At 55.3% G+C, this 26,653-nt stretch carries 22 protein-coding genes; 15 read left to right on the top strand and 7 right to left on the bottom strand.

The annotated features are described in order from the left end of the window. From AC6I8R_RS24470 to AC6I8R_RS24445, 6 genes are all read right to left on the bottom strand, one after another. Complete coding sequence (locus tag AC6I8R_RS24470; protein WP_497833126.1) at window positions 1-2,535, bottom strand: helicase-related protein; 2,535 nt, start codon at window positions 2,533-2,535, stop codon at window positions 1-3. After that, window positions 2,528-4,504, bottom strand: a complete 1,977-nt coding sequence (locus tag AC6I8R_RS24465) for a hypothetical protein (protein ID WP_497833125.1) — start codon at window positions 4,502-4,504, stop codon at window positions 2,528-2,530. The genes AC6I8R_RS24470 and AC6I8R_RS24465 overlap by 8 nt, the downstream gene beginning before the upstream one ends. Continuing rightward, window positions 4,501-5,733, bottom strand: coding sequence for a hypothetical protein (locus AC6I8R_RS24460; RefSeq protein ID WP_497833124.1), 1,233 nt, complete (start codon window positions 5,731-5,733; stop codon window positions 4,501-4,503). Before AC6I8R_RS24460 ends, AC6I8R_RS24465 begins: the two co-directional genes overlap by 4 nt. Beyond that, window positions 5,730-6,710, bottom strand: a complete 981-nt coding sequence (locus tag AC6I8R_RS24455) for a helix-turn-helix transcriptional regulator (protein ID WP_497833123.1) — start codon at window positions 6,708-6,710, stop codon at window positions 5,730-5,732. The genes AC6I8R_RS24460 and AC6I8R_RS24455 overlap by 4 nt, the downstream gene beginning before the upstream one ends. Window positions 6,711-6,743: 33 nt before the next feature. Beyond that, window positions 6,744-8,828 carry an AAA family ATPase gene (locus AC6I8R_RS24450; protein WP_497833122.1) on the bottom strand — a complete coding sequence of 695 codons (2,085 nt, stop codon included), beginning with the start codon at window positions 8,826-8,828 and terminating at the stop codon, window positions 6,744-6,746. Window positions 8,829-8,902: 74 nt separating this feature from the next. Then, complete coding sequence (locus AC6I8R_RS24445; protein ID WP_021185517.1) at window positions 8,903-9,673, bottom strand: GntR family transcriptional regulator; 771 nt, start codon at window positions 9,671-9,673, stop codon at window positions 8,903-8,905. 79 nt (window positions 9,674-9,752) lie between these two features. Between AC6I8R_RS24445 and AC6I8R_RS24440 the strand changes: the two genes are divergently transcribed. The 14 genes from AC6I8R_RS24440 (at window position 9,753) to AC6I8R_RS24375 (ending at window position 24,554) form a co-directional block, all read left to right on the top strand. Continuing rightward, complete coding sequence (locus tag AC6I8R_RS24440) at window positions 9,753-11,033, top strand: M20 family metallopeptidase (protein WP_415174397.1); 1,281 nt, start codon at window positions 9,753-9,755, stop codon at window positions 11,031-11,033. 21 nt (window positions 11,034-11,054) lie between these two features. Beyond that, complete coding sequence (locus AC6I8R_RS24435; protein WP_021185515.1) at window positions 11,055-12,653, top strand: ABC transporter substrate-binding protein; 1,599 nt, start codon at window positions 11,055-11,057, stop codon at window positions 12,651-12,653. Between the two features lie 9 nt (window positions 12,654-12,662). Further along, window positions 12,663-13,610, top strand: a complete 948-nt coding sequence (locus AC6I8R_RS24430; RefSeq protein ID WP_021185514.1) for an ABC transporter permease — start codon at window positions 12,663-12,665, stop codon at window positions 13,608-13,610. Continuing rightward, complete coding sequence (locus AC6I8R_RS24425; RefSeq protein WP_021185513.1) at window positions 13,603-14,430, top strand: ABC transporter permease; 828 nt, start codon at window positions 13,603-13,605, stop codon at window positions 14,428-14,430. The genes AC6I8R_RS24430 and AC6I8R_RS24425 overlap by 8 nt, the downstream gene beginning before the upstream one ends. Then, window positions 14,430-16,067 carry a nickel ABC transporter ATP-binding protein NikE gene (gene nikE / locus AC6I8R_RS24420; protein WP_497833121.1) on the top strand — a complete coding sequence of 546 codons (1,638 nt, stop codon included), beginning with the start codon at window positions 14,430-14,432 and terminating at the stop codon, window positions 16,065-16,067. Before AC6I8R_RS24425 ends, nikE begins: the two co-directional genes overlap by 1 nt. A gap of 10 nt (window positions 16,068-16,077) precedes the next feature. Then, on the top strand, window positions 16,078-17,304 hold the full coding sequence (locus tag AC6I8R_RS24415) for a M20 family metallopeptidase (RefSeq protein WP_497833120.1): 1,227 nt from the start codon (window positions 16,078-16,080) through the stop codon (window positions 17,302-17,304). Then, entirely contained in the window at window positions 17,304-18,413 is a 1,110-nt protein-coding gene (locus tag AC6I8R_RS24410) for a M24 family metallopeptidase (RefSeq protein WP_021185510.1), read from the top strand. Before AC6I8R_RS24415 ends, AC6I8R_RS24410 begins: the two co-directional genes overlap by 1 nt. Window positions 18,414-18,824: 411 nt before the next feature. Then, on the top strand, window positions 18,825-19,025 hold the full coding sequence (locus AC6I8R_RS24405; RefSeq protein WP_415174393.1) for a hypothetical protein: 201 nt from the start codon (window positions 18,825-18,827) through the stop codon (window positions 19,023-19,025). 321 nt (window positions 19,026-19,346) lie between these two features. Continuing rightward, window positions 19,347-19,670, top strand: a complete 324-nt coding sequence (locus tag AC6I8R_RS24400; protein ID WP_497833119.1) for a hypothetical protein — start codon at window positions 19,347-19,349, stop codon at window positions 19,668-19,670. A 134-nt stretch (window positions 19,671-19,804) separates the two neighbouring features. Then, on the top strand, window positions 19,805-20,722 hold the full coding sequence (locus AC6I8R_RS24395) for a LysR family transcriptional regulator (protein WP_208727140.1): 918 nt from the start codon (window positions 19,805-19,807) through the stop codon (window positions 20,720-20,722). 151 nt (window positions 20,723-20,873) lie between these two features. Beyond that, on the top strand, window positions 20,874-21,278 hold the full coding sequence (locus tag AC6I8R_RS24390; protein WP_415175557.1) for a nuclear transport factor 2 family protein: 405 nt from the start codon (window positions 20,874-20,876) through the stop codon (window positions 21,276-21,278). A gap of 52 nt (window positions 21,279-21,330) precedes the next feature. Further along, window positions 21,331-21,723: a putative quinol monooxygenase gene (locus AC6I8R_RS24385; protein ID WP_036627224.1), complete on the top strand. Its 393-nt coding sequence runs from the start codon at window positions 21,331-21,333 to the stop codon at window positions 21,721-21,723. Between the two features lie 350 nt (window positions 21,724-22,073). Beyond that, the gene (locus AC6I8R_RS24380; protein ID WP_497833118.1) at window positions 22,074-23,102 is read left to right on the top strand and encodes a tyrosine-type recombinase/integrase; all 1,029 of its coding nucleotides are present in this window, start codon (window positions 22,074-22,076) and stop codon (window positions 23,100-23,102) included. A 240-nt stretch (window positions 23,103-23,342) separates the two neighbouring features. After that, entirely contained in the window at window positions 23,343-24,554 is a 1,212-nt protein-coding gene (locus tag AC6I8R_RS24375) for a multidrug effflux MFS transporter (RefSeq protein WP_497833117.1), read from the top strand. 163 nt (window positions 24,555-24,717) lie between these two features. Here the strand turns inward: AC6I8R_RS24375 and AC6I8R_RS24370 are convergent, their stop codons facing one another. Further along, entirely contained in the window at window positions 24,718-25,767 is a 1,050-nt protein-coding gene (locus tag AC6I8R_RS24370; protein ID WP_497833116.1) for an alpha/beta hydrolase, read from the bottom strand. 202 nt (window positions 25,768-25,969) lie between these two features. Between AC6I8R_RS24370 and AC6I8R_RS24365 the strand changes: the two genes are divergently transcribed. Then, window positions 25,970-26,647, top strand: a complete 678-nt coding sequence (locus tag AC6I8R_RS24365) for a heavy metal response regulator transcription factor (RefSeq protein ID WP_497833115.1) — start codon at window positions 25,970-25,972, stop codon at window positions 26,645-26,647. Window positions 26,648-26,653 lie beyond the last annotated feature (6 nt).

The following is a 26,653-nucleotide window of genomic DNA, read 5'->3' as shown; positions in this document are numbered from 1 at the left end:
CTATCCCTTGTAAACGTTAACTTTGCGCAGCGGGGAAAAATTCGGTGCGGCATCGAGCATTGACTGCATAACCTCCCGGCCAGTGGCATCCCCCTGTAGTGCACTGACGGGAAAAGGATTGCCATGCAGTTGGGCGCGTAAATTGTCCCAACGCTGGCGTAAAACCTGCCAGTGGTGTTCGTCGTAGGTGCCTTTGAAAATAACCGGGGAGAAATTAATCGTCGGCAGCGCTGCCCCGCGTTTACCTGCGGCCAGTGCCTCGTCCAACAGTTTGTGCCACAGGCTATTTAAACGATCGACCCGGCCAATTTGTTGTTCTGCCACACCGGGATTCCACTCCAGATGCAGCATAATCACCGTGCGGCAGGCCAAATGGAGGTTCAGTCCCTCCCTGGCGACCCGCGACTGAGCCACCAGCACACCAGGTCGGCTGTGCTGGCGGTTAAAGGCCAGGTTGAGGAGATTACGGGTCGCCGTTGAGGTTTTGCCGTCCATCAGTCGGGCAAAGCCACTTTCGCGTCGGCTGAACTCCTCCTGAAGAATCTCCAGCACCCGTTGCCAGCGTTGTTCCGCCAGTTGGCTCTCATCTTCATCCTCGTCAACCGGCTCGATATGGTCACGGTTGCGTGCCGCGTTCACCAACTCGCCAAAGGCTTCAGCAAGATGTGAAGGTGAACGCCGCTCCTCTGCGGAGCCGGTTAATGCGTAGAGCGCATTGGCAACGTTGGTCAAATCGTTGGTTTGCCGCTCAAGCGCCACCGATTGCTCAAATACCGTGAATACCGCTTGCAGGCTCAGGTCGTTGCCAGCAGCAATGCCTTGTTGCAACAGGGAAAGGAGATGGCTGCGCAACGAACGTCGCTGCTGTTCGAGTTTTTTGTACTGTTTAGCCAGTTGGGCGTCGATTTCACGCTTGTTCGCTTCGCCGTGATACAACTGACGCCAGGCATGTTGGATGGCAAGCCATTCATCGGCATGTACTTTTTCCTGTGGCCAGTATTCTTTACCCGCCGCCAGCGTGCGTAACATGGCACGCGCATTCAGTAACTTCGTTAAGGCAGACATCGGCTGGGTGAAACGACCAAACACCAGCACCTTTTCCCCACTGCCCCAGACCGCTTCGACGGCTTTTACCGTCGCCAGAATCGCAGGGTGGTTAAACAATGAACCGCCTGCATCCGCCTGCATGGCGGCACTCAGCCGCTGCTGCCACCACGCCGCGCGCTGCTGGCGTTTGTCGTCCAGCACAACGGCGGGGTCCTTCTCATCTTCGTCTTCCTGAGGATGATTAAGCAGTGAGGAGATGCCATGACCGTTGCCGAAGGTCAGCCGCACCCGTTTGGCGCTGCTGTTTTCATGTAATCGACTGACAAAGGAGAGCGCTTCTGCGGCACAGACGGCCTGTTTCCAGTTCATCGGCAGGGTGAAGGTATCCACCACGATTTCCTGTTCACGCCGGTAAGCCTGTCCGGCATGTTGATGGAATTTTTGCACCAGCTCGTCTTCACGTTTGTCACGCCGCAGCAGATAAGGGGCAAGCACCTGCTCGAAAGCGGCAGCGGCCTGACGATAGCGTTGCTGTACCCGGCTGTCGGCATAGTCATGGCGAATCTCTGCCACCGCGGATTGATACTCACCAATCACCGGCAGCAGGGGTGTCGCGTTAACCTCAATGCGGCTCAGCATCTGCTGCCACTGATGGCTGTCCAGCTCAATCGGCGTGGCACTGATCGCCAGACGGCGGGCGTCGTGAGCCGGTTGAATCACCTCTTCCAACAAACGGTTGAGGCTGCTGTCTGATCCCCGACTTTTGTGCGCTTCATCGACAATGATTAACTCAAAGGTCCCCAGCCCCAATCCGACACTGGTCGCAAGCTGGCGACGTTGTGGCGAACCGACCGCATAGTTTTGCTCGGAATATTGCGGCTGATTACCCACCTCTTTGACCAGCTGATTGATTCGCTTGCGGGCGGGATGTGCTGCGGGCAGGCGGCGGATCGCCTGGCAAATCAGTCGCGCCGCCTGGCTGAGTTCAGGGGTGGATAATTGGGGACAATCGGTTTTGTCCCGCCAGCGGTGAACCAGCGCCGGAAGCCATCCCCAGCGCCATTCAAGGCTGTTCCTGCCCAGACGCCAGTTGGCCATCGCATGAGAGATCATCAGGCAGGGTTCTTCAAACCAGGGGCGTGAAGCCGCCTCCGCGTGCCAGGCCGCTTTGTATTGCCGCAGGCTTAACAAAGGCGCACCCGGCGTAATGCCCGAGACCTGCAACTCTGCACGCCAGTTGGCCGCCAACCCACCGGGGATCAGTATCGCCACCCGGCCTCCCGCAGCCATAACGCATTGGGCCAGCGTGGTGGCAATGCGCGTTTTGCCCATACCCACTTCATCGGCCAGAATCACGCCGTGCTGCTCAATTCTTGCGGCTATCGCCAACAATGTCGCTTTCTGCCCGGCATTTAACGCGACGTCGCTCTTCACCACCGCGCGCAGTGATTGCGCCACCACCGGCCAACCGGCGAAACTGTTATTCATTGGCTGTCTCCGTAAAGGCGTACAGATCACTGACACCCCAGGCCGTTTCGATACGTCGCAACATCTGCAAATAATCCTGACCCGCCAGGCTGTCGTCATCTTCGGCAAACGCCGGGCGGAAAGGCGCGGCTTTTAACGCACTCAACGGGTTAATGCCCAAATCGGTGAAACGGGCCAAATCGGCGTTGCCGCTGGCCTGGAGCAACGTTTGCTCAAGGCTACGGCACCAGTAAAGCCATTGATCTTCACTCAGACGGGTCTGACACTCGGCAATCCCTTCGATCAGGGACATCACCTGGCGGATCGGTTGTGAAGTCAGTGACATGTCCTCGGGGTGACTTTGCAGCATGTCGGGGAGCAGGCCAGCTTGCTCACCCTCCGGGTCAACAACATCAAGGTCAGGTGGTTGGGGGAAATGGGTTAACTGCCAAAGCACCTCATCGAGGTTCAGTTGGCGCAGCGGCGTGGCGGCAATACGACCCAGTTCATCCATAACCGGGATATCCGCCCCGAAGCTAACCCCCTCTGACTGCCAACGGATGCTCACGCTGCGTGGCATTTCACCCTGCCAGACAAACCCCTGCGTCACTTCAGGGCAGGGCACGCCCGCCATATCCAGCACGGTGATCGTTATCGGCGAAGCAGAGGGTGGGGAAAGCAGCCCCTGATTCCGCGCGCCAGGTTGCCACAACAACCCACTGATGGGCGGTGCATAGTGAGGAGGGCGTTCAGTCATCTCCTCACCAGCCTGCAAGGGAATTGACAGATCGTCACAGTCGCTGTCGGATTGAATGGGCAGCAACCAGCTCAGGGTGTTCTCTGCTGGCTGTTTCCCGGCGGGGGTCTTCGCCAGGCGGTCAGGGCAAAAGAACACTCCCGCCTCCAGATTACCCACGGCGGGTTTCATGCGTTGCATAAACCCCGGTCCGGTGAGGTTGCCGGATCCCAGATATAACCAACCGCGTGTCAGCATGTCGCTCACGCTGCGATGATTGGCACTGAAAATGAACTTGGCATGCAGCGTGCGCTCAACCTGGCGGAGTTGGGCGGGCGGCCTGATGGTAATACCCTGTGCTTGTAAGGCTTCGACTCGCTGGGCGACGGCCTGGCAGGCGTGCGGATTAACGTACAGATCAATCTGCGCGCTATGGGTTAATGCCGCCGTTTCCTGCAACAGTTGCACAATTTTTTCTGGCACCAACGGCGCCGAGCCGTTGCCGCCTTCATAGAAGCCAGACCCCATCGCCAGATAATTACGTTTTCCCTGTCGTTCCGCATCGGAAAGCCAGCGCTTGAGTTGGCTAAACAGCGATGTCCTGCGGTTATCCACCAACCGTGGGGTGCCCCTCGCGTATTTGCGGCATTGGCTGAGCCAGGACTCCACTTCCCGCCGTGCAAGGCTGCTGAGGGTAGGTTGATCATTGATGGTCAGAGAAAGCAGTGAGGTATCACACCAACCGGCAATCTCATCAAAGAGCGCCTGTGCAGCCCGGAAATCGGCACAGCTTTGCCGCCATGCCTCTCCCGGCTGATGCAAGGCTTCCGCGGAAAGGTCGAGGCACCAGACCAGATCGAGACTCTCCTCCAGGGATTGCCGGGTCCAGTTGCCAGTACTGACCAACAGCCGCAAGCGCCAGCCATGCTGCTCGTCATGGGGTTTGAACCCGAGGATCGCGACTTTGGCATGGAGAAGATTCAGTGGCGGTGCGGCAGACATCTGACAATGCATCACGCCGGGCACCGTCAGCGGCGAAATAAACCGATTGCCCGCATCCAGAAACAGCGCCAGCTTGATATGTCCGTGATGCGCACGCGCGGCCTTATTCAGACCGGTGAAGCGATCCAGCGCCGACTCCAGAAAATCCTCGCTGGCTGAATAGCCGCACAACCAGCCGAAATGCCCACTGTAGCCGCGAGGCGCATCAAAGTAGTCAACCAGTGACGGGGGGAGTTTTGCATAACCGCTCATGCGACTTTCCCCTTATCGAGCCAGGTCGACAGCTCACCATGCAGGTCCAGATTGAGTAAAAAAAGATTGTGCATCCGCCTGGAGAGATGTTCGGGCCAGAAGTCCTGCGCAGATGGCGGTTCCACCGCGTCCTCGTCCTGGTTCGTGTCAGCAGCGCTATTTCCCCGAAAGGCGTTACCGGGTTCAATCTGTTCAGCGTTAAGTTTCAGGATATGGCCATCGCGCTTCACCAGAGCACGCAACACGGCTGCGGGTGGCTGGTCACACTCATGGCAGAACTGCCTGGCCGCCGCATCAGGATGCTGCAACAGCAAAAATGCCTGCGCGCGCTGGCGCAAATGCTGTATCGCATCCAGCAGAGGCGGCGAAAGAGGGGAGCGTAAATCGTGACACACACCGGAACGGTGTTGCGCCATCTCGACTTCGAGACGTTCCAGCAGATCCAGCGCGGCAGCACGGGTGGCAAAAAAATACGCGCCGGCTTGCAAATCATGCCAGTGTTCAACGGTAATCTCTGCCGGACGCTTTTCCCAACGGATGCGCGCGGGGCGCGACTGGCGCAGCCGATCCATCCAGGCCAGAGCAGCACTGCGTCGCTGGCTATCCGTTTCGCTCCCCGCGTGTTGCAGTTGGCTTCGAATCAGCTGACAGGCATCCGATGACAGCGCTTCGTACGAGGGCTGCACCGCCCTGGTGGCTATCGAGTCTGGCGCGGCGATCCAGCGGGTGAACAACGCCTGTTGCCCTTTATCCAGCCTGAGCAGTTGTTCGCCTGTGGCGGTGCAGTCAAACGCGTTAAAGCTGCGTTGTGGAGTGACAAAACCCAGCGCGGGTAACGCCTCAACCGTCCCCATCCGCATTGGAATGGTGACATAAAATGTCCGTTTCCGGGCAGCGTTAAACGTCAGGTCTTTGGCATGCAGTTTGCGAATCTTGTTAAAACCGCGCAGACGCGCATCTCTCTGCTTTCCCTCAACATATCCCTTCCAGCAGCTTAGCGCCTCAATCGCATTCGCCGCTTCAATATTGCTGGTGCCGTTATTTAACTGGCGCGCAATCCACACGCCCTGTAAGGCCATAACGATTTGCCGGGCAAACCACACCCCGCCGAGGCCCGGTACGGCAAGCTGATTGAAACGTGCGGCTATCTCGTTCAGTTGCAGCGTGCGGGTTCTGCGGATGGAGGGGACAGTGGCAGGCGCACACAAGCCCCAGGTCATGCTGTTCATCGTATGGCATCGCCTTCTGGCACGGGTTGGCGTTGTACATGACTTACCGCATCACCAAATGCCGCCAGAAACCATTGCAACATGGCGCTATCAACCACGGTGGCGGAAATCTCCAGCCGGTCGGGCGGGATTTCGCGATGGGTCTGGTCGGTCGACAGCGGGGACTCAAGCAGATGCAGCCCGGCTGCCCGGTCAATTTCAAAAGTCAGGTAGATCTGATGGCCCTCACCAAAACCAAAACGGCCATCATCATCATATTTTTTCAGGTTGAACCCGGCCGGCCGCTCAAAGCTGAAGGTGCTGACGCTGGCCGCCAGAATGCGGTTTAGTGCCAGGCTGCGTTCATTGTCGTAACCGTCAAAACGGCACACCAGATACAAACGCGGGCCTTGCTGCGCCAGACCCAGCGGCATGACCTTGTTTTCACTCTCGCGACCTGCTGCGTTACGGTAGGTCAGTTTTAGCCAGCGATTGAGATACAGCGCCTCGCTCACGGCTTCAAACACCCCCTCCGCGATGGGGGGCGGCAACAGTGGCTGACTGGTTGCCACTACGCGGACCTTATCTGGCCACTCCGCTTCGAGACGGCTTTGTCCACTGGCATGCAGATTGCGTTGCGCCTGGGTAAAAAAGCCGGTCATGGATTTGATCAACCGGGTCGGCAGAATGGGTTTGAGGTGCGCTTCCGCCATCGCCAACAGCAGCGATTCCTGCGGGTTTAACACCGGCAGCGACACGCCGCGAGAATTCTCTAACCAGCGATAACCATAGGGGCGATTGCGTAAGTCGCATTCAATATCAAAATGGTTACACAGCATCTCCAGATGGCGCTGGATGGTGCGCAGATCGCGCTCAATGCCTGCATGACTTAACTGTTCATGCAGTTCGCGGGCGGTAATTTTTCGGCCGCGCGGAATGCGTCGCAATAACTCGATGGCCAGCAATGTGGTTTCTATTGTCTCGGGTCTTTTAGCCACGTTTGATTCCCTGTGTTATTTATCCGGCGCGGTTTAATGCAAAAAACCAATAGCCGGCTTATCGCGTTTTTTGAGCCAGCATTCCGTTTTCAGCGCGGTAACAAAATCACTCGCGGAGCTAAAGGGGGTGATGCTGTGTTGGCGCGCCACCGCGCAAAAGTCTCCCGGGGTCAATTCGTATAATTTGGTTAAAGCAGTGACCGCCGCAGAAGACGCTTCCCCCAGCTGTAACTTGTCGCAATAAAGATTCAACAGGGCCACGGATTGGTAATCGCAGAGATAATTAAACCGGACCTTGAGATCAAAACGGCGCAAGGCTGCGGCGTCCAGCACCTCAAAACGGTTGGTGGTAGTGATTAAAATCCCGTCAAAGTGCGCGATCTGACTGAGCATTTCGTTCACGCAACTCACCTCCCAACGATGCTGACAGCCATCCCTGGTCGCAAGAAAACTGTCGATCTCATCAATCAGCAGCACAGCCTTATCGCGTCTGGCCTGTTCAAAAATCGCCGCAATATTCTGTTCGCTCTCACCAACATAGCGACCAAAAAAATCCGACGGCGTTTTCGCCATCAACGGCAATGCCAACTGAGTGGCTAACCACTGCGCCCAGGCTGTTTTACCGGTTCCCGGCGGGCCATACAGACAAAAGCGCGCCGAATCATGTGGCGAAAGGGTGGTCGTTACCGCGCCAAGTGAGATATCACTGTTAATAAACGCGATATCATAAACGGCAGGTTTGCTGGCTTTACTTGTTGGTCTTATCGGCGCATGCCCCTGAGCCTTTAGGGTGTTATTGATTAAATAGATTAAAGATTCATTGGCCTTTTCGTCCGGCAATGTGGCGCTAAGGGTGGTCATGACTGTTCCGGCGCGCTCCACTACCGCAGGTGTCAGCCACGGCGTGCTGGCCAACTGAGAAATTTCGCCAGGGGTGAGTAGGGTGCCGCAGGTTTCCTGAAGCAGGGCTTCCCGTTGTTGCAGGGGGGGAGAGGTCAACTCAACCACGATATCAAAGCGGCGAATAAACGCCGGGTCCATGACGCTGATATCGTTGGACACCCATAACGTCGGGACGGCGTTCTCTTCCAGCAAACGATTAATCCATGCCTTTGGTACCGGTTGTGACAACCCACTGAAGGTTCCCGCGCTTTCCATAAACACATCTTCCGCCTCATCGAGCAAGACAAGGGCTTTCTCGCCACGAAAGAAACGTTGTGCTCCCCGACAGGCGTGCAAGCGGCGGCTACCCTGGATCGGGCGCAGGGCCGCATTTTCGCTGGCCACTTCATAAATCGTACTGTCCAGTTCATCTGCCAGCAGGCGACAAAGCTGGCTTTTCCCGGTGCCGGGTTGACCGTGGATCAGAATATTGACCCCCACCCGACCTGATTGCAGCGCAACATCCAGCCACTGGCGCACCACGTTAACCGCAGGCAGATGGGCGTAATCATTGAAGCTGAGCTGTGCAGGCTCACAGCGTGTAATGATGCCCTGCAATAATCTGGCAGGCTCGGTCTCACCGGCATACAAGCGTTCACACAGCGTGGGTGAAAAGGGTTCGAGCTTATTACGCAGCGAGTGCGAGCCGCTGGTTTCCAGGCTGATCAGGCCGGTTTGCATCAATAAACTGTCGGCACCAAGCGCAGCACGCATCTCGCTTTCCGGGAAATCGAGCAAAGTCGCCAGGATTCGGTACACATTGACCGAGGTCACCAGCCCTAGCCAGTCCGCAGTTTCATCCAGCAAGCGTTCCTGATGGAGTTGTAATGTGAATGCCAGAATGGCGCTTTCAGCCGCATTCAGTTCAATGCGGCTGGATAAGGTGGCTACCGCCTGTTGAAAGACCGAAAAGGGGGATGAGTCGAATTGTTGTTCCCGTTCAGCATGACGCAGACGGAGTTCCCGCAAAATCGATTGCTGTAACTGCGGCGTAAATTCGTGATCCTGATAGTGGGTGAGATGGAAAAATTCCGCTAACGCCGGATGGCTGAAGCCATGCTGGGTGATAAATTGCTTATGGGTACCCAGGCGGAATAACAGACGATAGATCCACAGCTCGAGAGTGTGTTGGTTTTCCGGGGTCGGTTGCTGTTCAATCATTTTGGCGTTTAGCATGGTTCTCTCCTTTAAAACGCCAATTGTCCTCCCCGATATGACAACTTGTGTCGCAGGCGATTTTTAGCCGCTGCTTACCGCACCTCATTCACATACATAAAATGCTCGGTACTGAAACGATGATGCGCCAGGATCACCGGGATCGCGCTTTGGTCGAAAGAGACTTCATCAATCACCATCACTGCATGCGGCAACGCCACTTCTAACCACGCGGCATCCTGTTGGTCTGCCAGCGTGGCGGTAATCTGTTCCCTTACGGCAGCAACGCGCAGGTCGTAGCGCTCAAACAAAAATCGATAAAGCAGGGGAGGTAATTGTTCGGCGGAAGGAAAATCAGGCAGGCGCGCGGCAGGTAACACCAGGGTTTCGTGCATGGCGGCGATGCCTTTTACCCGGCGCAGGCGTTTTAACCGGATGACTTCATCACCCACCCCAATCTGGAGCTTTTCCGCTTCGGTTTCACTGGCGCCACTGCGCTGATAATCAAGCAACTGCGTCTCGGAGCGCAGCAGGCCACCCGCTTTGTCATGCAGACGAAAGTACTGGAAAAAGTGGCTGAGGTTATGCAGGGGCGCCCAGCCAGTCACCACCGTGCCGGTTTTGCGGCGACGCATCAGCATCCCCTCCGTGGTCAACGCTGCCAGCGCTTTACGCACCGTGCCAACCGACACGCCAAAATTTGCTGCCAGGCTGTTTTCACTCGGCAAGATGGTCCCCGCCGGTAGCTCACCTTGCAGGATGGATTCACTGATATGGCGCTTAACCACTTCATAAAGCGGCGCGCCTTCTCCCTCGTTTAACCGGGCGAAGGGTTGCGCATCGCCTGCGTCATAGTTTTTTTGCATGTTTATGATTACCGATTGACCTGAATCGTTGAATTGCATTATCTATAAACTATATAGAAATGCAAAAGACGATATACCTATGACAGATAATTCCCGCTTTAACAACGCGTTAGAGAAGATAACTCAAGATGGGGATCAGATCACCGATGACATGCGACTGATGTTGGCGGTGGATACCTGCTTTCCACCCGGCAACGGTTACGCGCAGTTTGCCGATCTGATGACGCAGTTGTTAGCGCCCATGAAATTCAGCTTCCAGCGCGTGTCTGTGCCGCAACATTTGTGGCAAGCGCCTGATGGCAGTGCGCATGGCGAAAGGGTCAATCTGCTGGCATCGCTCGACGCGGGTGCAGCTGAAAACTGTAATCTCTACTTTCATACCGATACCGTGCCTGCTGGGGATGGCTGGCGCTTCTCACCGCTGGCGCTTACGGAGGCGGAAGGCAAGCTGTTTGGCCGCGGCGCGGCGGATATGAAAGGGACGATTGTGGCGGCGATGGCGGCGATTCGTGCCGCTCAGGCCTGCGATCTGCCTTTGCGCTTCAACCCGGTGTTTTTACTCTGTACCGATGAAGAGGGTGGGCTCTATCCCGGCATTCGCTATCTTGCTGAGCAGCAGCACTTCGCAGGCCATTTACTTAGCTTTAACGGCGGCGCGGTGCCACGTATCTGGTCAGGTTGTTTCGGTAGTATCGATCTCAAAGTGATTATTACCGGACGCTCGGCACACTCGGGCGATCCGGTTAACGGTATTAATGCCATTGAGAGCGCGCTGCCACTGATGAATGCCTTGTATCAGCTGAAAGCCGAAGTTGAACAACGCACCTCTGCAATGCCTGCACCACCGCATTATCACGGCAAACCTCTCACCTCACGCCTGACACTGGCGGCCGCCCACGGCGGTAGCAAAGGTTCCACCCTTCCCGAACGTTTTGAGCTGTTGATTAACCGCCGCTACGCCCCCGAAGAAACCTTTGACGCAGTCTGGCAGGAGCTGACCCTCTGCGTGCATAACGCCATGCAGGGCAGCGCCGCCCTTGATGTCACCCTGCAAATGATTGGGCACCTGGCTCCGGTGAGCGATCCCGTTGGACCCCATTGGCCACGCTGGCAGGCAGCACTGAGTCAGGGGTTTGGCTTTAACGCTGAGGAATTTAAACCCTGGGGATCCTCGACCAGCTCCGATATGGGGTGGGTACAGCAAGCCGGTATTCAGGAGATTTTACTGGGCGGCCTGGCCCGTCCCGACAACCGCATTCATGCCGCCGATGAGTACACAACGATGGCAGATGTCATGGCACTTTCGCAGTCGATTCTGGCGTATCTCGCCGATGATTTTCAGCAACCCCAGGGTAGTTAACAAACTAACGAGGAAGAGAAGATGTGTGCAATGAAAGGGTTAAACCGCAGACAGTTTATCGCCAGCTCAACAGCTCTGACCGGCGCGGCGATGATACCCTGGTCGTTCTCAGCCCATGCCGCGCAGGTCGCCAGCGCCACACCGGGCGGTACCCCGCGTAAGGGTGGTGTATTGCGCATCAGCGTTGATCAGGCAGTCAGCGTGCTGAATCCCCACCAGGTACGCGTTAACCCGGAATATCTGGTGGCGGAGCTGCTGTATAGTGGTCTGACGCGTTTGACCCAGGAGATGAAAGCCGAAGCGGATTTGGCGCAATCCTGGCAAGCCAGCGTCGACCTGAAACAATGGACCTTTACCTTGCGTCCTAATCTGAAATTCAGCGATGGTTCAGCCTTGACCTCCGCCGACGTGGTCGCCAGTCTGCAAGCGTTGCTCGACCCGAAAAATGCCTCGCCAGCCCTGCATAACATCGGGCCGATTAAAGCGGTCAGCGCTAAAGACAGCAACACGGTGCTGATTGAAACGGATGCACCCTATGCCGACTTGCCGGTGATGCTCGCCTATCCCGATGCGAAAATTATTCCAGCCAGCATAGCCCAAGGGCAGTTTGACAAACTCAGCAAAGCGTCGCTGGGTGCCGGTCCCTTCCAGTTGGTGTCATACGATCCTGAACGCAAAATTGTGGTGGCGCGTAACCCACATTATTACGACCCGGCACGTCCGTATCTGGATGGCGTGGAGGTGGTGGTCTATCCCGACGGTATTGCCGAAAGCTCAGCGTTAATCTCCGGTGACACCGATCTGATGCTGAGTGCGCAGTCGAGTGAATTCGCTCGTCTTGCTAAATCATCCGGTGTGCTGCCGCTACGGGTGGCCTCCGGTCAGTTCCTCAATGTCAACATGGGTTGCGATCAGAAACCGTTCAATGATGAACGCGTACGTCAGGCGCTGGCGCTGTGCGTCGATCGCCAGGCATCCGTGGATTTCGTGGCGGATGGTCTGGGTTCGCCAGGTAACGATACACCGATCAACGCCGCCTATCCTTACTTCGCCAACCTGGCGAAAAAAGCCGTGGATTACAGCAAAGCCAAAGCCCTGCTGGCGGAAGCAGGTTATCCGAACGGCCTCGATTTAACCCTGATCGCCTCGGACAAACCGGCCACCCGCACCCAGTTGGGTATCGCGCTGCGCGAAATGGCAAAACAGGGAGGCTTCCGCATCGAGGTTCAGACCATGGCGCACAGCACCTATCTCGACCAGGTGTGGAAGAAAGGCAACTTTTACGTCGGCTTTTACAACATGCAGCCCACCCCGGATGCGGTGTTCTCGCTGCTCTACACCTCAACGGCATCGTGGAATGAAACTCGCTGGAACAACGCGGAGTTTGATGCTGCGGTCAGCGCCGCCCGAGAAACCAACGACGAAGCCCAACGCACCTCGCTGTATGGCAAAGCGCAACAACTGATGCATGACGGGGTGCCATCGCTGATACCGACCTTCTTCGACCTGCTGGCAGCCAGCCGCGATTATGTTGGTGGTTATCATCTGCACCCGCGCGGAGCGGTGTTCCGTCTCGACCATACGTGGTTGACCGACAAAGCCCCCAAGCGCGCAGTGTAAGGAGCGAACGTGACAGCGAGTTATTTGCTTAAACGCCTTCTGCTGATGATTTACACCTTACTTGTGGTGTCACTGTTGGTATTTGGTATCACCCAACTGCTGCCAGCGGATGCGGCTGTCACCTTATTGGGACAAAACGCGACGCCGGAAGCGTTAGCCGCTGTGCGTGAACGTCTGGGGCTGGATGCCCCCGCATGGCTGCAATACTGGCACTGGCTGACGCAGGCGTTGCAGGGCAATTTTGGTGTGTCGATGCGTAATGGCCTGGCGGTTGGCCCGACGTTGCTGACAGCGTTATCGCGTTCGCTGTTGCTGGCGGTGTGTGCACTGTTGTTGATGTTGGTGATCGCCATTCCCCTCGGGATCTGGGCAGCGGTACGGCGTGGCAAAACCGCCGATGTGCTGGTCAGCGTGATCTCCTACATTGGCATCTCTTTTCCTGAATTTGTCACCGCCACCCTGGTGCTGCTGCTGTTTGCCGATGTCTGGCAGATTTTGCCCGCCACTGGTTATGTGCCGCTGAGTGAGAACTTCGTCAGCGGTGTTCAGCACCTGATTCTGCCGTCGATCACCGTTGCGCTGATTCTGGTGGCGCATGTTTCACGCATGGTGCGCTCGGAAATGGTGGATGTATTGCACACGGATTACATCCGCGCCGCCTGGCTGAAGGGGTTAACGCGTCGCCGCATTCTGTGGCGGCATGCGCTGCGCAATGGCCTGCTCCCGACTATCACCATCGTGGCATTAGATGTTGGTTATCTGCTGGGCGGCATTGTGGTGGTGGAGGAGATTTTCGCCATTCCGGGTATTGGCCGCGAGCTGATTGTTGCGGTACAGGCGCGCGATCTGCCCACCATTCAGGCGGGTGTAATGATCCTCGCCACAACCTATTCGGTGGTGAACTTTCTGGCCGATTTAGCCTACGTGATTCTGGATAAACGGATTTCCTATGCCTGAGATTTTGAAACGTTTGGTGCGTTCGCCACAGGGTGCCGCCGGATTACTGATTTTATTGCTGGCGTTGTTGATGGTGGTAGGGGGAGCCCATGTAGCGCCCTTTGATCCTGAGGCGATCTCCATTCTGACGCGTTATAAGCCCCCCAGTGCCGAACACTGGTTTGGCACCGACCAGATGGGGCGCGACATCTTCAGCCGGGTCATGGTCGGTGCACGCTCCACCATCTTGTTATCGCTGCTGGCAACCGCTTTAGCGATGATCATCGGTTCGGTGCTCGGTACTGCCAGTGCCTATCTGGGCGGCAAGATCGATGAATTTATGATGCGCACTATGGATGCGGTGATGGCGATCCCCAGCCTGCTGTTCGCGCTGTTAATTGTCAGCACACTGGGGCAAAGCAGCATGAATGCGGTGCTGGCGATCACCATCGCGTTCGTGCCTGGCATGGTACGGATCGCGCGCAGCGTGGCGCTGGCAGCACGTCAACAGGATTACATCAACGCCGCGATCGCGCGCGGGGAAGCAGGGCACTACATCATCCTGCGGGAGATGCTGCCGAATATTCTCGCGCCGATCATTGTGGAGGCCACCATCCGCGTAGCCTTCGCCATCATGCTGTTTGCCACGCTGAGTTTTCTCGGCCTGGGTGCACAACCCCCTGAACCGGAGTGGGGATTGATGGTTTCAGAAGCGCGGGCTTATTTCTTCAATGCACCGTGGATGATGATGATCCCCGGACTGGCCATCGCGCTGGTCGCTATCGGGTTTAATTTACTCGGCGATGGTTTGCGTGACGTACTTAACCCAAGGAGCCACTGATGCGTGACAACCTTGCACCGGTGCTGTCGGTAGAAAATTACAGCCTCGATTACGCGTTACAGCATGGTCAGACACTGCCGGTATTGCGCGATATCAACCTGCAAGTGATGCCGGGCGAAGTATTGGGACTGGTGGGCGAGTCTGGTTCCGGTAAAACCACGCTTGGCTGGGCAATTATGCGCTGGCTGGCCAGCAATGCACGGGAAAAACAAGGTGATATCCGTCTGCATGGCAGCAGCCTGCTCGCTATGCCCGCACCTGAACTGATGGCATTGCGCGGCAAAAAGCTCGGTATGATTTTTCAGGATCCCAGTGCCTCGCTTAACCCGACGCTGACGCTGGGCGAACAGGTGACTGAAGTGCTGCGTCGTCATCGTGGCTTATCAGCGCGTGAGGCGCAGAAGTTGGGTGAAGCGCTGCTGCATGATGTGGAGCTGAAACATCCGGCACGCATGATGCGCCGCTACCCGCACCAGGTCTCCGGTGGTGAAAAGCAACGGATCCTGATCGCAACCGCGTTTGCCTGTCAGCCGGATTGCATGATTTTTGATGAGCCAACGACGGCACTGGATGTGATCAGCTCCGCGCAAATTCTTGACCTGTATGAACGGCTGCGCGAAGAGACTGGCGTGGCATCGCTCTACATCTCCCACGATCTGGCCCTGGTGTCGAAAGTCGCCGACCGGGTCTGCGTGCTGGAAAAGGGGCGCATCGTGGAACAGGCTGAGACGCGTAGCTTGTTTAACGCGCCGTGCAATAGCTACACCCGCAAGCTGATCGCTGCGGTGCCTAATCCGCAGCAGCGGCTGGTACAGGATGGCGCAGGAACGCAACCCCTCCTCAGTCTTGAGAAGATAACCATTGATTATGGTCAGCAGGGCTTGATTGATCGCCTGCTGAAGCGTGAAGCCAATACCACCCGCGCGGCCAATGCCGTCTCACTGACCGTGCACCAGGGCGAAATCCTCGGTGTGGTGGGGGAGTCAGGCTCCGGGAAATCATCGTTGGGTAAAGCCATAACCGGGCTGGTGCCGTTTGAGGGTGCGATCGACTTTTGCGGCTACAGCGTACAGGGTCGGGCGCAGATGGATAAAGAGTATCGCCGCCGTGTGCAGATGATCTTCCAGCATCCTGACGCCTCCCTCAATCCACGGATGACCATCGGCGAGATTATTGCCCGCCCGTTACGCCTGTACGGTTTGCCACCCGGAGAAACCGAGGCGCAGGCGGTGGCGCGTTTGCTTGAGGAGGTGCGCCTGCCGGCTGAATTTGCCAGCCGCTATCCTCACGCATTGTCGGGCGGCCAGAAACAGCGCGTTGCCATCGCGCGTGCGTTCGCGAATCCCCCTGACATGGTGATTTGTGATGAGATAACCGCCGCGTTGGATGTCTCTGTGCAGGCCACCATTATCGAGCTGTTGCTGGAGTTACGTCGCCGCTACGGCACCGCTTATCTGTTTATCACCCACGACCTCAACCTGATCCGTCAAATCGCCCATCGCGTGGCGGTGATGTATCGCGGTGACGTGGTGGAGGTGCTACCCGGCGAGAATATGGCCGAGCTGGCACAACACAATTATACCCGTGCGTTGCTTGATGCAGTGCACGTTCCCGACCTATCCCAGTCCGTTGCTTAACGAGAAGCGCATGAATCCTGAACAGTTAATTCACCACATTGATCGCGAGTTTTGTCTCTCTTTTCTGGCAAAAATGGTGCAACACAAAAGTTACAGCGCCACCGACGGCGAGCGCGAGTTAGCAAAATATATGGCCGGGCAGATGAAAGAGTTGGGCCTGACCACCGAATTGCAAAACGTCCCAGGCGACAGGCTGAATGCCATCGGTCGCCTGGCGGGCAGCGGCGGCGGTAACAGTCTGCTGTTTAACGGGCATCTTGATACTAACCCGGTCACCGAAGGCTGGACCGTCGATCCCTGGGAAGGAAAAATTGACGACCAGTTTATTTACGGTATCGGCGTGTCCAACATGAAAGCGGGGGACGCGGCCTATTTCTGCGCACTAAAAACGCTGATTGATGCCGGTGTAAAGTTGAAAGGCGATGTGATCCTCACTTATGTGGTTGGCGAATTGCAGGGCGGTATTGGCACGCTGGCAGCGATTGAGCAGGGGGTTCGCGCTGACTATTTCATTAATGCGGAGCCAACCGATTTGCAGGCGTTGACCATGCACGCCGGTTCGCTGATGTTCACCATTGAACTGACCGGTGATACGCGTCATCTGTCAAAACGCGAAGAAGCGGTAGATGCCATCAGCGCGGCGGTCGAGTTGATCCCGCAGATCAACAACATGACCTTTAGCGGCGCGAAAACCGCTGAGCATCGTAAAATTAACCGGGGGCACATCGGCGTGGTACACGGTGCGCTGGGGCGTGAACTGGAAGAGTGGCGCCCACCGCAGGTGTCTGACTTTGTGCGCTTAAAAGGTTCTGCACGCTTCGCCCCAGGGCAAACCGTGGAAGGCGTTCTGGCCGATTTACAGGCATTGTTGGATACGCTGTGTCAACGCTATCCCGGCCTTCAGGCCGTGTTGTTCGATGACGGTATCCGCGATAAACCCACGATGTTGCCCTTTGAAGTCTCCCCGGAATCGCCGATCGTCAAAGCGGTGAATCAAGCGTGGAAAACCGTGCGCGGTACCGAACAACCCACCGGAGTGATCACGCCACCCGCCTTCTATGGTACTGATGCTGCACATTTTTATCAGCATGCGGGTATGGAGGGTATCGTCTGCGGTCCTGGCGGAAAATACAACACCATGCCGGATGAGCGAGTAGAAATCAGCGAATTCCTCGATATGGTACGCATTTATCTCCTCGCCATTCTGGCGATCTGCCAGCCGGTTGAGGGTGCATAATGATTGCTGAAGCGCTGAGTCGTCTGCGTGCCGCCATGCAGCAGGCAGAGGTTGATATTATGGTGGTCGACCACGGCGAGTTGCTGGCCTGGCTGACCGGTTATACCGTCTCTGAAACCTTATATCGCGCTTGCCTGGTTCCCCTTAATGGGGAACCCTGGATGGTGTTACGTCAGTTAGATGAAGTACCTTGCCGTACGCAGTCGCCGCAACTGGTGGTGGAGACATATCGTGACGATGAAGACCCCTGGTTTGCTGTGGCGCACAGCCTCGTGCGGCGCGGTTACCAACGGGCACGCATTGGCGCTGACTTTTACTCCTATGGCATGACGGTACACAGTTGGCAGCAGCTAGCTCGTCACCTGCCTGATGTGCAGTGGTGCGATCTCTCCGCCATCAGCGATCGGCTGCGCAGTGTCAAATTCCCCGCTGAGTTGACGGCCTTGCGCCAGGCGGCGGCGATTGCCGATGCCACACTCAACCGCATTGGTAATGAAGTACAGGGTGGCTGGCGGGTACGTGATGTTGCAGCGCTGGCGGCCGGGCAGTTTCTGCGTCTCGGAGCCGATACCGGTGAAACCGGTCCCATCGTCATTGCCAGTGGTGACAACGGATTTCTGCATGCCAGTGGCCATGAACAACGCTTGCAGCGCCAGGATGTCCTGCACGTTGAACTCATCCCCAAGGTCAGGCACTACAGCGCCCGCCTGATGCGTCCGTTTATCGTCGGTGATATCTCGTCACACCGCGCTGAACTCGCCGAGCAATTGATCGCGATCCAGGATCAACAACTCCGTGCGATGAAACCCGGTGTCAGTGCAGGCGAAATCGATGCCATCGTGCGGGAAACGATACTCAGCCGCGGATTGCGCACGGATTATCCCAACGTCACCGGATATGCGCTGGGACTGTATACGCGTACGCCGCGCCCCAGTGACTTTTCCACCAGTTTCCATGCCAGTGCGACATGGGTACTGGAATCAGACATGGTGTTCCATATGTATATCTCGGCCCAGAGCCTGGCGTTCAGTGAAACGGTGCGCGTCACTCCGGAGGGTGCTGAACGGCTGACAATGTTGCCGCGTCAACTATTAGCGTTGCCGGAGTAACACGTTAACCGCCGGCAGATGGGCGTAATCATTGAAGCTGTGCTGTGCAGGCTCACAGCGTGTATTGACCGAGGTCACCAGCCCAAGCCAGTCCGCAGTTTCATCCAGCAAGCGATCCACAGTTCGAGAGTGTGTTGGTTTTCCGGGGTCGGTTGCTGTTCAATCATTTTGGCGTTTAGCATGGTTCTCTCCTTTAAAACGCCTATTGTCCTCCCCGATATGACAACTTGTGTCGCAGCCGATTTTTCTTTGCTGAGTTCATTTTTAAAGAAAACGAAAAGATTATGCAGGATCATATCCATTTGACGACATTAGGAATAATCTCACTGCTCGTTTCCCTTCGAAGTTGAATTTATGCTTTATATAAATGCGGTTGGCGGGTGTAAGTACCTGATAAAAAAAGAATCAGTAATGTATGTTAAAGGCGATGGCGACAAAACCTACATTTACATCAATCACATGAAAGATCCCATTGTGAGTTCAGTCTCTTTTGATGCTCTCGCCTCGCAGATCACTGAGAAGAGAAATGTGGTGGAAGCGATACCTCATCGCGAAAAAATGGCTGGCAAATACGAAGAACCCATGCAACTTGTGCAGAATCATCGCAGTTGACTGACCTGCAAGCAGCAAGTAACGCGTTGATATCATCGGGATATATGGTCAGGTCAGCTTTGCATCTATATCTCGGATCGCGAAATGTATCTTATGTTAAATACGATATCCGATTGACCACAAACCTACACCCCACCTGTAGCGGCGCGATTTATCGCGCGGGTTTTACGTCACCATCGCTGGATGATGCGCGATAAATCGCGCCGCTACGCCAATTACCGTTTTAACAATGCGGATTATTTACTGAGAAAAACCCGCGCACTCGCCAGCTTGCCGTGACTGACGGTAGGTTGCTGCGTCATCATCCTGATGTGGGCGCTGGTGATCGATTTGCTTACCGCTGTACTGGAAGAGCTCCACCCCTGTGCCATCTGGCAGGCGCATCATGACAAAGCGCTTCAGCTCGCTGGATTGACGCCAGTTAAACGCCGTTTTCCACGCATCCGGAATCGCACCGGGAGTGATGTCGGATTCCAGCTTCGCACCAAAGGTGGTCTGGAAAAACGTAATCGCCGTAGCCGATCCGGCACGTTGATGCCCGCATGGTCAACGCCGGAAATGCTCACTGTCGGCGCTGCTGAGGCAGACAGGCTGACGGCCCCCAGCAATAATGTGGAAGCGAACAACGTGGAAGCGATGCGATGAGTTTTCATTTGAATTTCCCTGTTATCAGATAGTTGTCGTGAGCGGCAGCATGGGTTGCCGCGATGGAAGAAGCTTATCGACCTGCGATGATTTTCAAAATAGAATGATTTGAAACTCATCATTGCAGAATTGAAATGACCAGATTTCCTGATTTTGAAGGACTCGCGATGTTTGCAAAGGTGGCCGAGGAAGGTTCCTTCGCCGCCGCCGCCCGTGTGATGGGGGTGTCGGTGCCCACGGTGTCGCGCGCCGTGGCGCGACTTGAAGAACGTCTGGGGGGCAGACTATTCAACCGCACCTCGCGGCAGTTGGCCCTGACCGAATTTGGACAAAGCATGGCCGCCAGGGCGTCGGAAATGTATCGCCAGGCTGAAGAAGTCGAAAGTGAGGCCCATGAACTGTCGGTGCAACCTCGCGGTCAGGTGCGACTGGCAGTGCCGATGTCATTCGGATTACGTTGGGTTGCACCGCTGCTGCCTGAACTGATTCGTCAATTTCCCGAACTCAGCGTGGACCTTCATCTGTCCGATGCGTCAGTCGATCTGATTGCCGAAGGCTTTGACGCTGCATTGCGCATTGCGGCGCTGCCGGATTCCTCCCTGGTGGCTCGCAAATTTTGTGCGGTAACGCAGTATCTGGTGGCCTCTCCGGCCTATCTTGCTGAGCACGGTGCGCCACAACATCCCCGCGAACTGTCTGGCCGAGCCTGTTTCAGCTATGCCTGGCGGGCGCGCAGCCAGGTCTGGCGCTTTACCCATACATCTGGCACCCAGGAAGATATTGTGCCGAATGGCCCGTTGCGGGTGACAAATTCAGATGCTCTGCTTCCTCCCCTGTTGGCCGGTTTGGGTATTGCTGAATTGCCGGAGTTTATCGCGGCCGAATATCTGAGAGAGGGTCGTCTGGTTCATCTGCTTGATCAGTGGTCGATGACACAGGGAGGACTGTACTTTGTGACACCCACCGCGCGCAGTCGCCCGTTAAAAGTCAGGGTACTGTCTGACTTTTTTGCCCGGCACCTCAGCGAACCCGCATGGCGCTGGCCCGTCTGAGCATGGTCAAGCCGTCCTGATCGGTTATCCATCATTGCAATTTTGAAATGATGGATTTCATTCTTTGCTATTTTGCGAGTTTCTGAGTTTGTTTATTGTTGCTGCACGCCAACGATACGGTCTGGCACCGACAATGACAGGAGCTTTCATCATGAAAACCGCCGTGCAATTACTTCAGAACTACCTCGACAATATTCAGGATCCCCATGCTGCCGCCGCGCTTTTTGCCGCAGATGGCGTGCTGGAATTACCTTACCTTAAGACGCTGGGGCTACCACATCGGGTCCAGGGGCCACAGGAAATTGCGGCGTTTATCGCCGGATTGTTGAAAAAGGTGCCTGATTTTCGCTTCCGCAATATCCAGTTTTTTATCGATACCCCGACGCAGGCATTCGGTGAATACAGCGTCGAAGCGGCAATAACCGGCACTGATCGTTTGTATAAACAAACCTATGCCGGACGCCTGGTGGCAGAAGAGGGAAAAATAAAGTTACTGCGTGAATCACTGGATACGCTCGCCGCCTGGCGCGCGTTTAACGGCGATCAGCCTGCCTGAATGCGTTGTTAAGGTAATGACATCAATCATCAGCGAATTTCTGGAGAGTAAAATGAGTGTAAATACCCCCGATGCACGTATCTCGTCTGCGGGCGACCATGACAAAACGCAAGCTACCGAAATCATTGTCAGCGCTTACTATCGCGTGCACCCGGATGACCGCCAAACGTTTATCGATGCGGTGAAGCCTGAAATGCAGGCGGCACAACAACTGCCCGGTTGCGTTTTCTATGCATTTTCGCAAGACCTGGTAAACCCGGATGCCTTCCATCTGTCCGAGGGCTGGGCCGATATTGAAGCCTATGAGCGACATGAACATTCAGCAACGTTTTTACAGGCGCTGGCAACGGTGGTTAAAAACGTGCGTATTCTGCATCGCGAAGGCATCCGTTATGACGTGGCGAAACAGCATATTGATGATCCTCGGGGAAAGGTTTCATCGTGACACCTAAGATCCGTTTTCGCGGTTAAGTCTCCAAAGCGTCGGTCAGTAGAACCCCTCTACTGGCCGAATGGTTTTTGCACTGATTGATTTGCCAGATTCTCACTGAGACACCGATAATCTCACTCGATCCTCTAACCTAATATAATTACACTTATATTAGGTCAGGAAAGCCTGTATTATCAGTTTCCTCTTCCGTCCGGCGGCTGACATATGGCTCTGAGGACTCGGTAGCAGAAAACCCGTATAAAAATCAGGCGCTCGTACGTGAAATCTGACGTATAACTCCCCTGCGCTTTTGCCAGATTTCACGTAGCGCGATCTTACCGGTAACGGATGGAAACTGAACAAAAATGACCGAAATCACCGTCGCAAATCCGTTGCTACAACCCTTCAGCACCAACGACGATATTTCAGCCAGGCTGGCTGCTTTCGTTCGCGATCGTGAGGCTTTTTCCTCTAACACCTGGCGGCAACTGCTCAGCGTCATGCGGATCTGTTGGCGCTGGGCTGAAGAAAACCGCCGCTCTTTTTTGCCCATGACACCGGAAGACTTGCGGGATTATTTACTGTATCTGCAATCCGCTGGTCGCGCGTCTTCCACCATTGCCACCCATGCAGCGCTGATCTCAATGTTACACCGTAACGCGGGGCTGGTGCCGCCGAACGTTTCTCCCGATGTGTTTCGTGTGGTTAAGAAAATCAATCGCGCGGCGGTGATCGCGGGTGAGCGCACCGGGCAGGCCGTGCCCTTCTGCCGACAGGACCTGAAAAAACTCGATGCAGCCTGGCAGGGTTCCCCTCGGCTACAACAGTTGCGTGACCTTGCCTTTATGCATATTGCCTACAGCACGCTGCTTCGTCTCAGCGAATTATCCCGCCTGCGGGTACGCGATATTTCACGCGCGGCTGATGGCCGCATTATTCTCGACGTGGCCTGGACTAAAACCATCGTTCAGTCCGGCGGCATCGTGAAGGCGTTGAGTAGGCAGTCAAGCCAGCGCCTGACGGAATGGCTTATCGCTGCCGGACTGAGCGGTGAACCGGATGCTATGATTTTTTGTCCGGTTCACCGCGCCAATTGCGTGACGAAACCGAGATTGGCACCGATGAGTACCCCCTGCCTCGAAGAAATCTTTCTTCGCGCCCGGAATGCAGTCGGTGTAGTGGCTCGCAGCAGAACCAATAAAGGTCGGTATGCCGGATGGAGCGGCCACAGCGCCCGCGTGGGTGCCGCTCAGGACATGGCAAGAAAAGGATTTTCGGTGGCGCAGATTATGCAGGAAGGCACCTGGACCCGAACGGAAACCGTCATGCGTTATATACGCATGGTTGAAGCCCACAAAGGGGCGATGATCGGGTTGATGGAAGATGATGAATAAACTCTCCACGATGCATTCTGGTGCAGGATTGGTGGAGAGTGGGAGGGCTTTTCGATGATATGTTTAAATAAACCATTATTTTAAACATATGCGCAGGAATCCCACCACTACTACAACCCGCCAGTTCGCCTCACTGAGATTAATGAAAAAAACTCATAATCCCTATCCCGTTACCTGACATTATCTCACCGCACAAACCCGTTAACATGCTCGCATCTTCTTATATCCAGACGGGTCACCATGCTTAATTTACAGGCACGAACGCAGTCAGCGACGGTTAATAAAGCCAGCCTGGCATTCGTTCTTATTCTCAGCGCATTAATGGCTGTCACCTCTTTATCAACCGATATCTACCTTCCCGCGATGCCCGTCATGGCAAAGGATCTGCGGGGAAATGCCGAGCTAACTATCACCGGATTTTTGATCGGCTTTAGCATTGCACAGTTGATTTGGGGGCCGATCAGCGATCGCTACGGGCGACGCCTGCCGTTGTTCATCGGTATGGTTTTGTTTGTGATCGGCTCAGTGGGTTGTGCATTATCAACCGATATCGGTCAAATTGTCTTCTGGCGTGTCTTTCAGGCTTTAGGTGCCTGTACCGGTCCAATGCTGGCGCGTGCGATGATCCGCGATCTGTTTAGCCGTACGCGTGCCGCACAAATGCTTTCGACCCTGATGATCATCATGGCGATAGCGCCAATCGCCGGACCGCTGCTGGGCGGCCAAATGATTAAGGTGACATCATGGCATGCCATTTTTTGGCTGCTCGCCCTTATCGGGGCGTTCATGCTGTTTTCGTTGTTGTGGCTACCGGAAACCTTAGCGGAAGACAAACGATCAGCGACGTCCGTATCCAGCGCCTTTGGCAATTACTACGCCTTACTGACTAACGCCAGATATATGCGTTTTACGCTTTGTCTGACGTTCTACTACATCGCTGCTTATGCCTTTATCACCGGCTCCCCATTTGTTTACATCACTTTCTTTGGTGTTGACCCACAACATTACGGGTGGCTGTTTGCCGTCAATATCGTTGGATTGATGGCGGTCAGCATGGTGAATCGCCGCCTGGTGCACCGCTTTCCACTGGAAGCATTGTTAAAAGTTGCCGTCTCCGTCGCGGCCCTTGCGGCCATAGTCCTTGCTGTCGCAAGCGGGTTGGGTATCGGCGGAATGGGCATCATCGTCGCGACCGTGTTGGTGTTCTTCTCGATGAATGGCATCATCGCCGCAACGTCAACGGCCTGCGCGCTGGATGCCGTACCCAATGCGGCAGGCTCGGCATCTGCGCTGATGGGTTCATTGCAGTACGGCAGCGGGATCATCTCTTCGCTGTTACTGGCATTGTTTAGCGATGGCACCCCCTGGACCATGGGCTGGATCATCGCCGTGTTTACGCTCGCCAGCGCCTTAATCATTCTGACGGTTCAGGCGCAAAAAGAACGCCGGTGACTGTGCCGCGCCTGGCGTTATTGATGAATTTTTCTCATAACCTCTATTCACCAGGCGCAATTATCTTTAGAGCCAGCCAGGATAATCTGCCCGTAGCAGCGCGATTTATCGCGCAGATTAGAAGCGCGATAAATCGCGCCGCTACGGGCATCAGGAAAGCGGTTTAAATATTCTTATCGAAGAAGGTATCTAACTTGCTCATCGCCTGGTCAACGTAGCGTGGTACCCAGTAAGTTTCGATATGGGTTGCACCATCAATCAGAAACAGTTCTTTATTTTGCGTTCCGGTGGCCATTTTGAAGGCACTTTCGGTCATGTAACGCGAATCCGCTTTTGTACCGGCCATCATTAACAGCGGCTGATTGATGAGATCCATATTGCTTTGCGCATCGAAACTCATCAAATCCACCAGGCTGCTGGTGGTATAGCGAAACGTTGAGTTCGGGTGAGCATGGGTTTTCCAGTAATACTCGTAACCCTGACGGTAGAGATCAAACGGCAGTTTCGCGATCTGTTCATCGGTCAGGTTGGCATCGCCGGAATAACTGACTTCCCCGGTTGCGGCTTCTTGCGCGCGTGCATCGCTGGCTTGCTTCAGGCGTGTCTGGATGGTGGCAATCTGCGAGTCCTGATACCCATTACGGCGCACACGACCAGAGTCAAACATGCTCAGCGTTGCCAACGCCTTAAACCGCTTATCAGTCTGCGCGGCTTTTAAGGAATAACCACCGCCACCACAAATGCCCAGCAAGCCAATGCGCGTGTTATCCACCCCAGGGTACTGGCTGATGTAGTCAGCCATACCGTGAATATCCTCAATGCGGTTAGCCGGTTTATCAACGCTACGGGGCATCCCCCCACTGGCTCCCTGATAAGCCGCATCGGCGGTGATGGTGATGTATCCGTGCTCGGCCAGACGTTGAGCATATAACCCGGCGACCTGCTCTTTGACGCCGCCATTCGGGTGAGCCACCACCACCGCCGGATATTTTTTTGCAGGGTCGTAATCGGCCGGCGTGTAGACATTCGCGGCGATCTGAATGCCATGAAGATCATATTTCACCGGATGAATATTGACCTTTCCCTCGACGTTCTCGGTGATCGCGTCGTCATAGACGAGGGTGAACGGATTCTTCTTGTAATCAGCCGCATGCACAGCGGTGACGCTGGCCATTGCGGTAATCAGCATTGCATTTAAAAGCGTAAATTTCATGGTATCTCCCGTTTTATCTGGCTCGCGATAGCAAATATGCGCGGCCAGATTAGGCAGACAGGACTGTCAGCAGGGTGACGGGGAAATAACATTTTTGTCAGGAAAATCATGCTTGCTGACAGCGCTGTCAGAAAATCGTCAGCGTGATGTTGGCAAGTCAGCAGCAGAATGGCCCCCATTATGTTCAAGAGGAAGAAGCGTTATGCGCCTGTTGTTAGTCGAAGATGAAGAAAAAACCTCAACCTATCTTCGTCGTGCTTTGGGCGAGTCCGGGTTCACGGTAGACGTTTCGGCCAATGGCGCTGAAGGGCTGCATTATGCGCTGGAGTTTGACTACGACGCGATAATCCTTGATGTGATGCTGCCCGGAATGGATGGCTACCGGGTACTGGAAGGTGTGCGCGCCAGTAAACAGACGCCGGTGTTGATGTTATCTGCCCGCGGTTCGGTTGATGAGCGCGTGAAAGGACTGCGGCTTGGCGCGGATGATTATCTCCCTAAGCCCTTCTCACTTATTGAGTTAGTCGCCCGCATTCAGGCGCTGGTTCGTCGCCGTTCAACCGATGGCACCGATATCACCCAACTGCAAATTCATGATTTGCAGTTAGATTTGCTGTCCAGACGGGTATTTCGCGCGGGTATCCGACTGGAACTGACGGCGAAAGAGTTTGCTTTGCTGAGTCTGCTGGCCCGCCATCAGGGGGAGATTTTGTCGAAGATGATGATCGCCGAACAGGTATGGGACATGAATTTTGACAGCGACGCTAACGTGGTTGAGGTGGCGATTAAACGCTTGCGCGCCAAAGTCGATACGCCGTTTGCGCTCAGGTTACTGCATACCGTGCGCGGTATGGGCTATGTGCTTGAAGTCAGGCATTGAGAGCAG

It is taken from the genome of Pantoea sp. X-Soil-OKNW-713 (assembly GCF_059730685.1).
The sequence above is the reverse complement of the archived record's forward strand: the minus strand, read 5'-3'. Positions and strand labels throughout refer to the sequence as shown.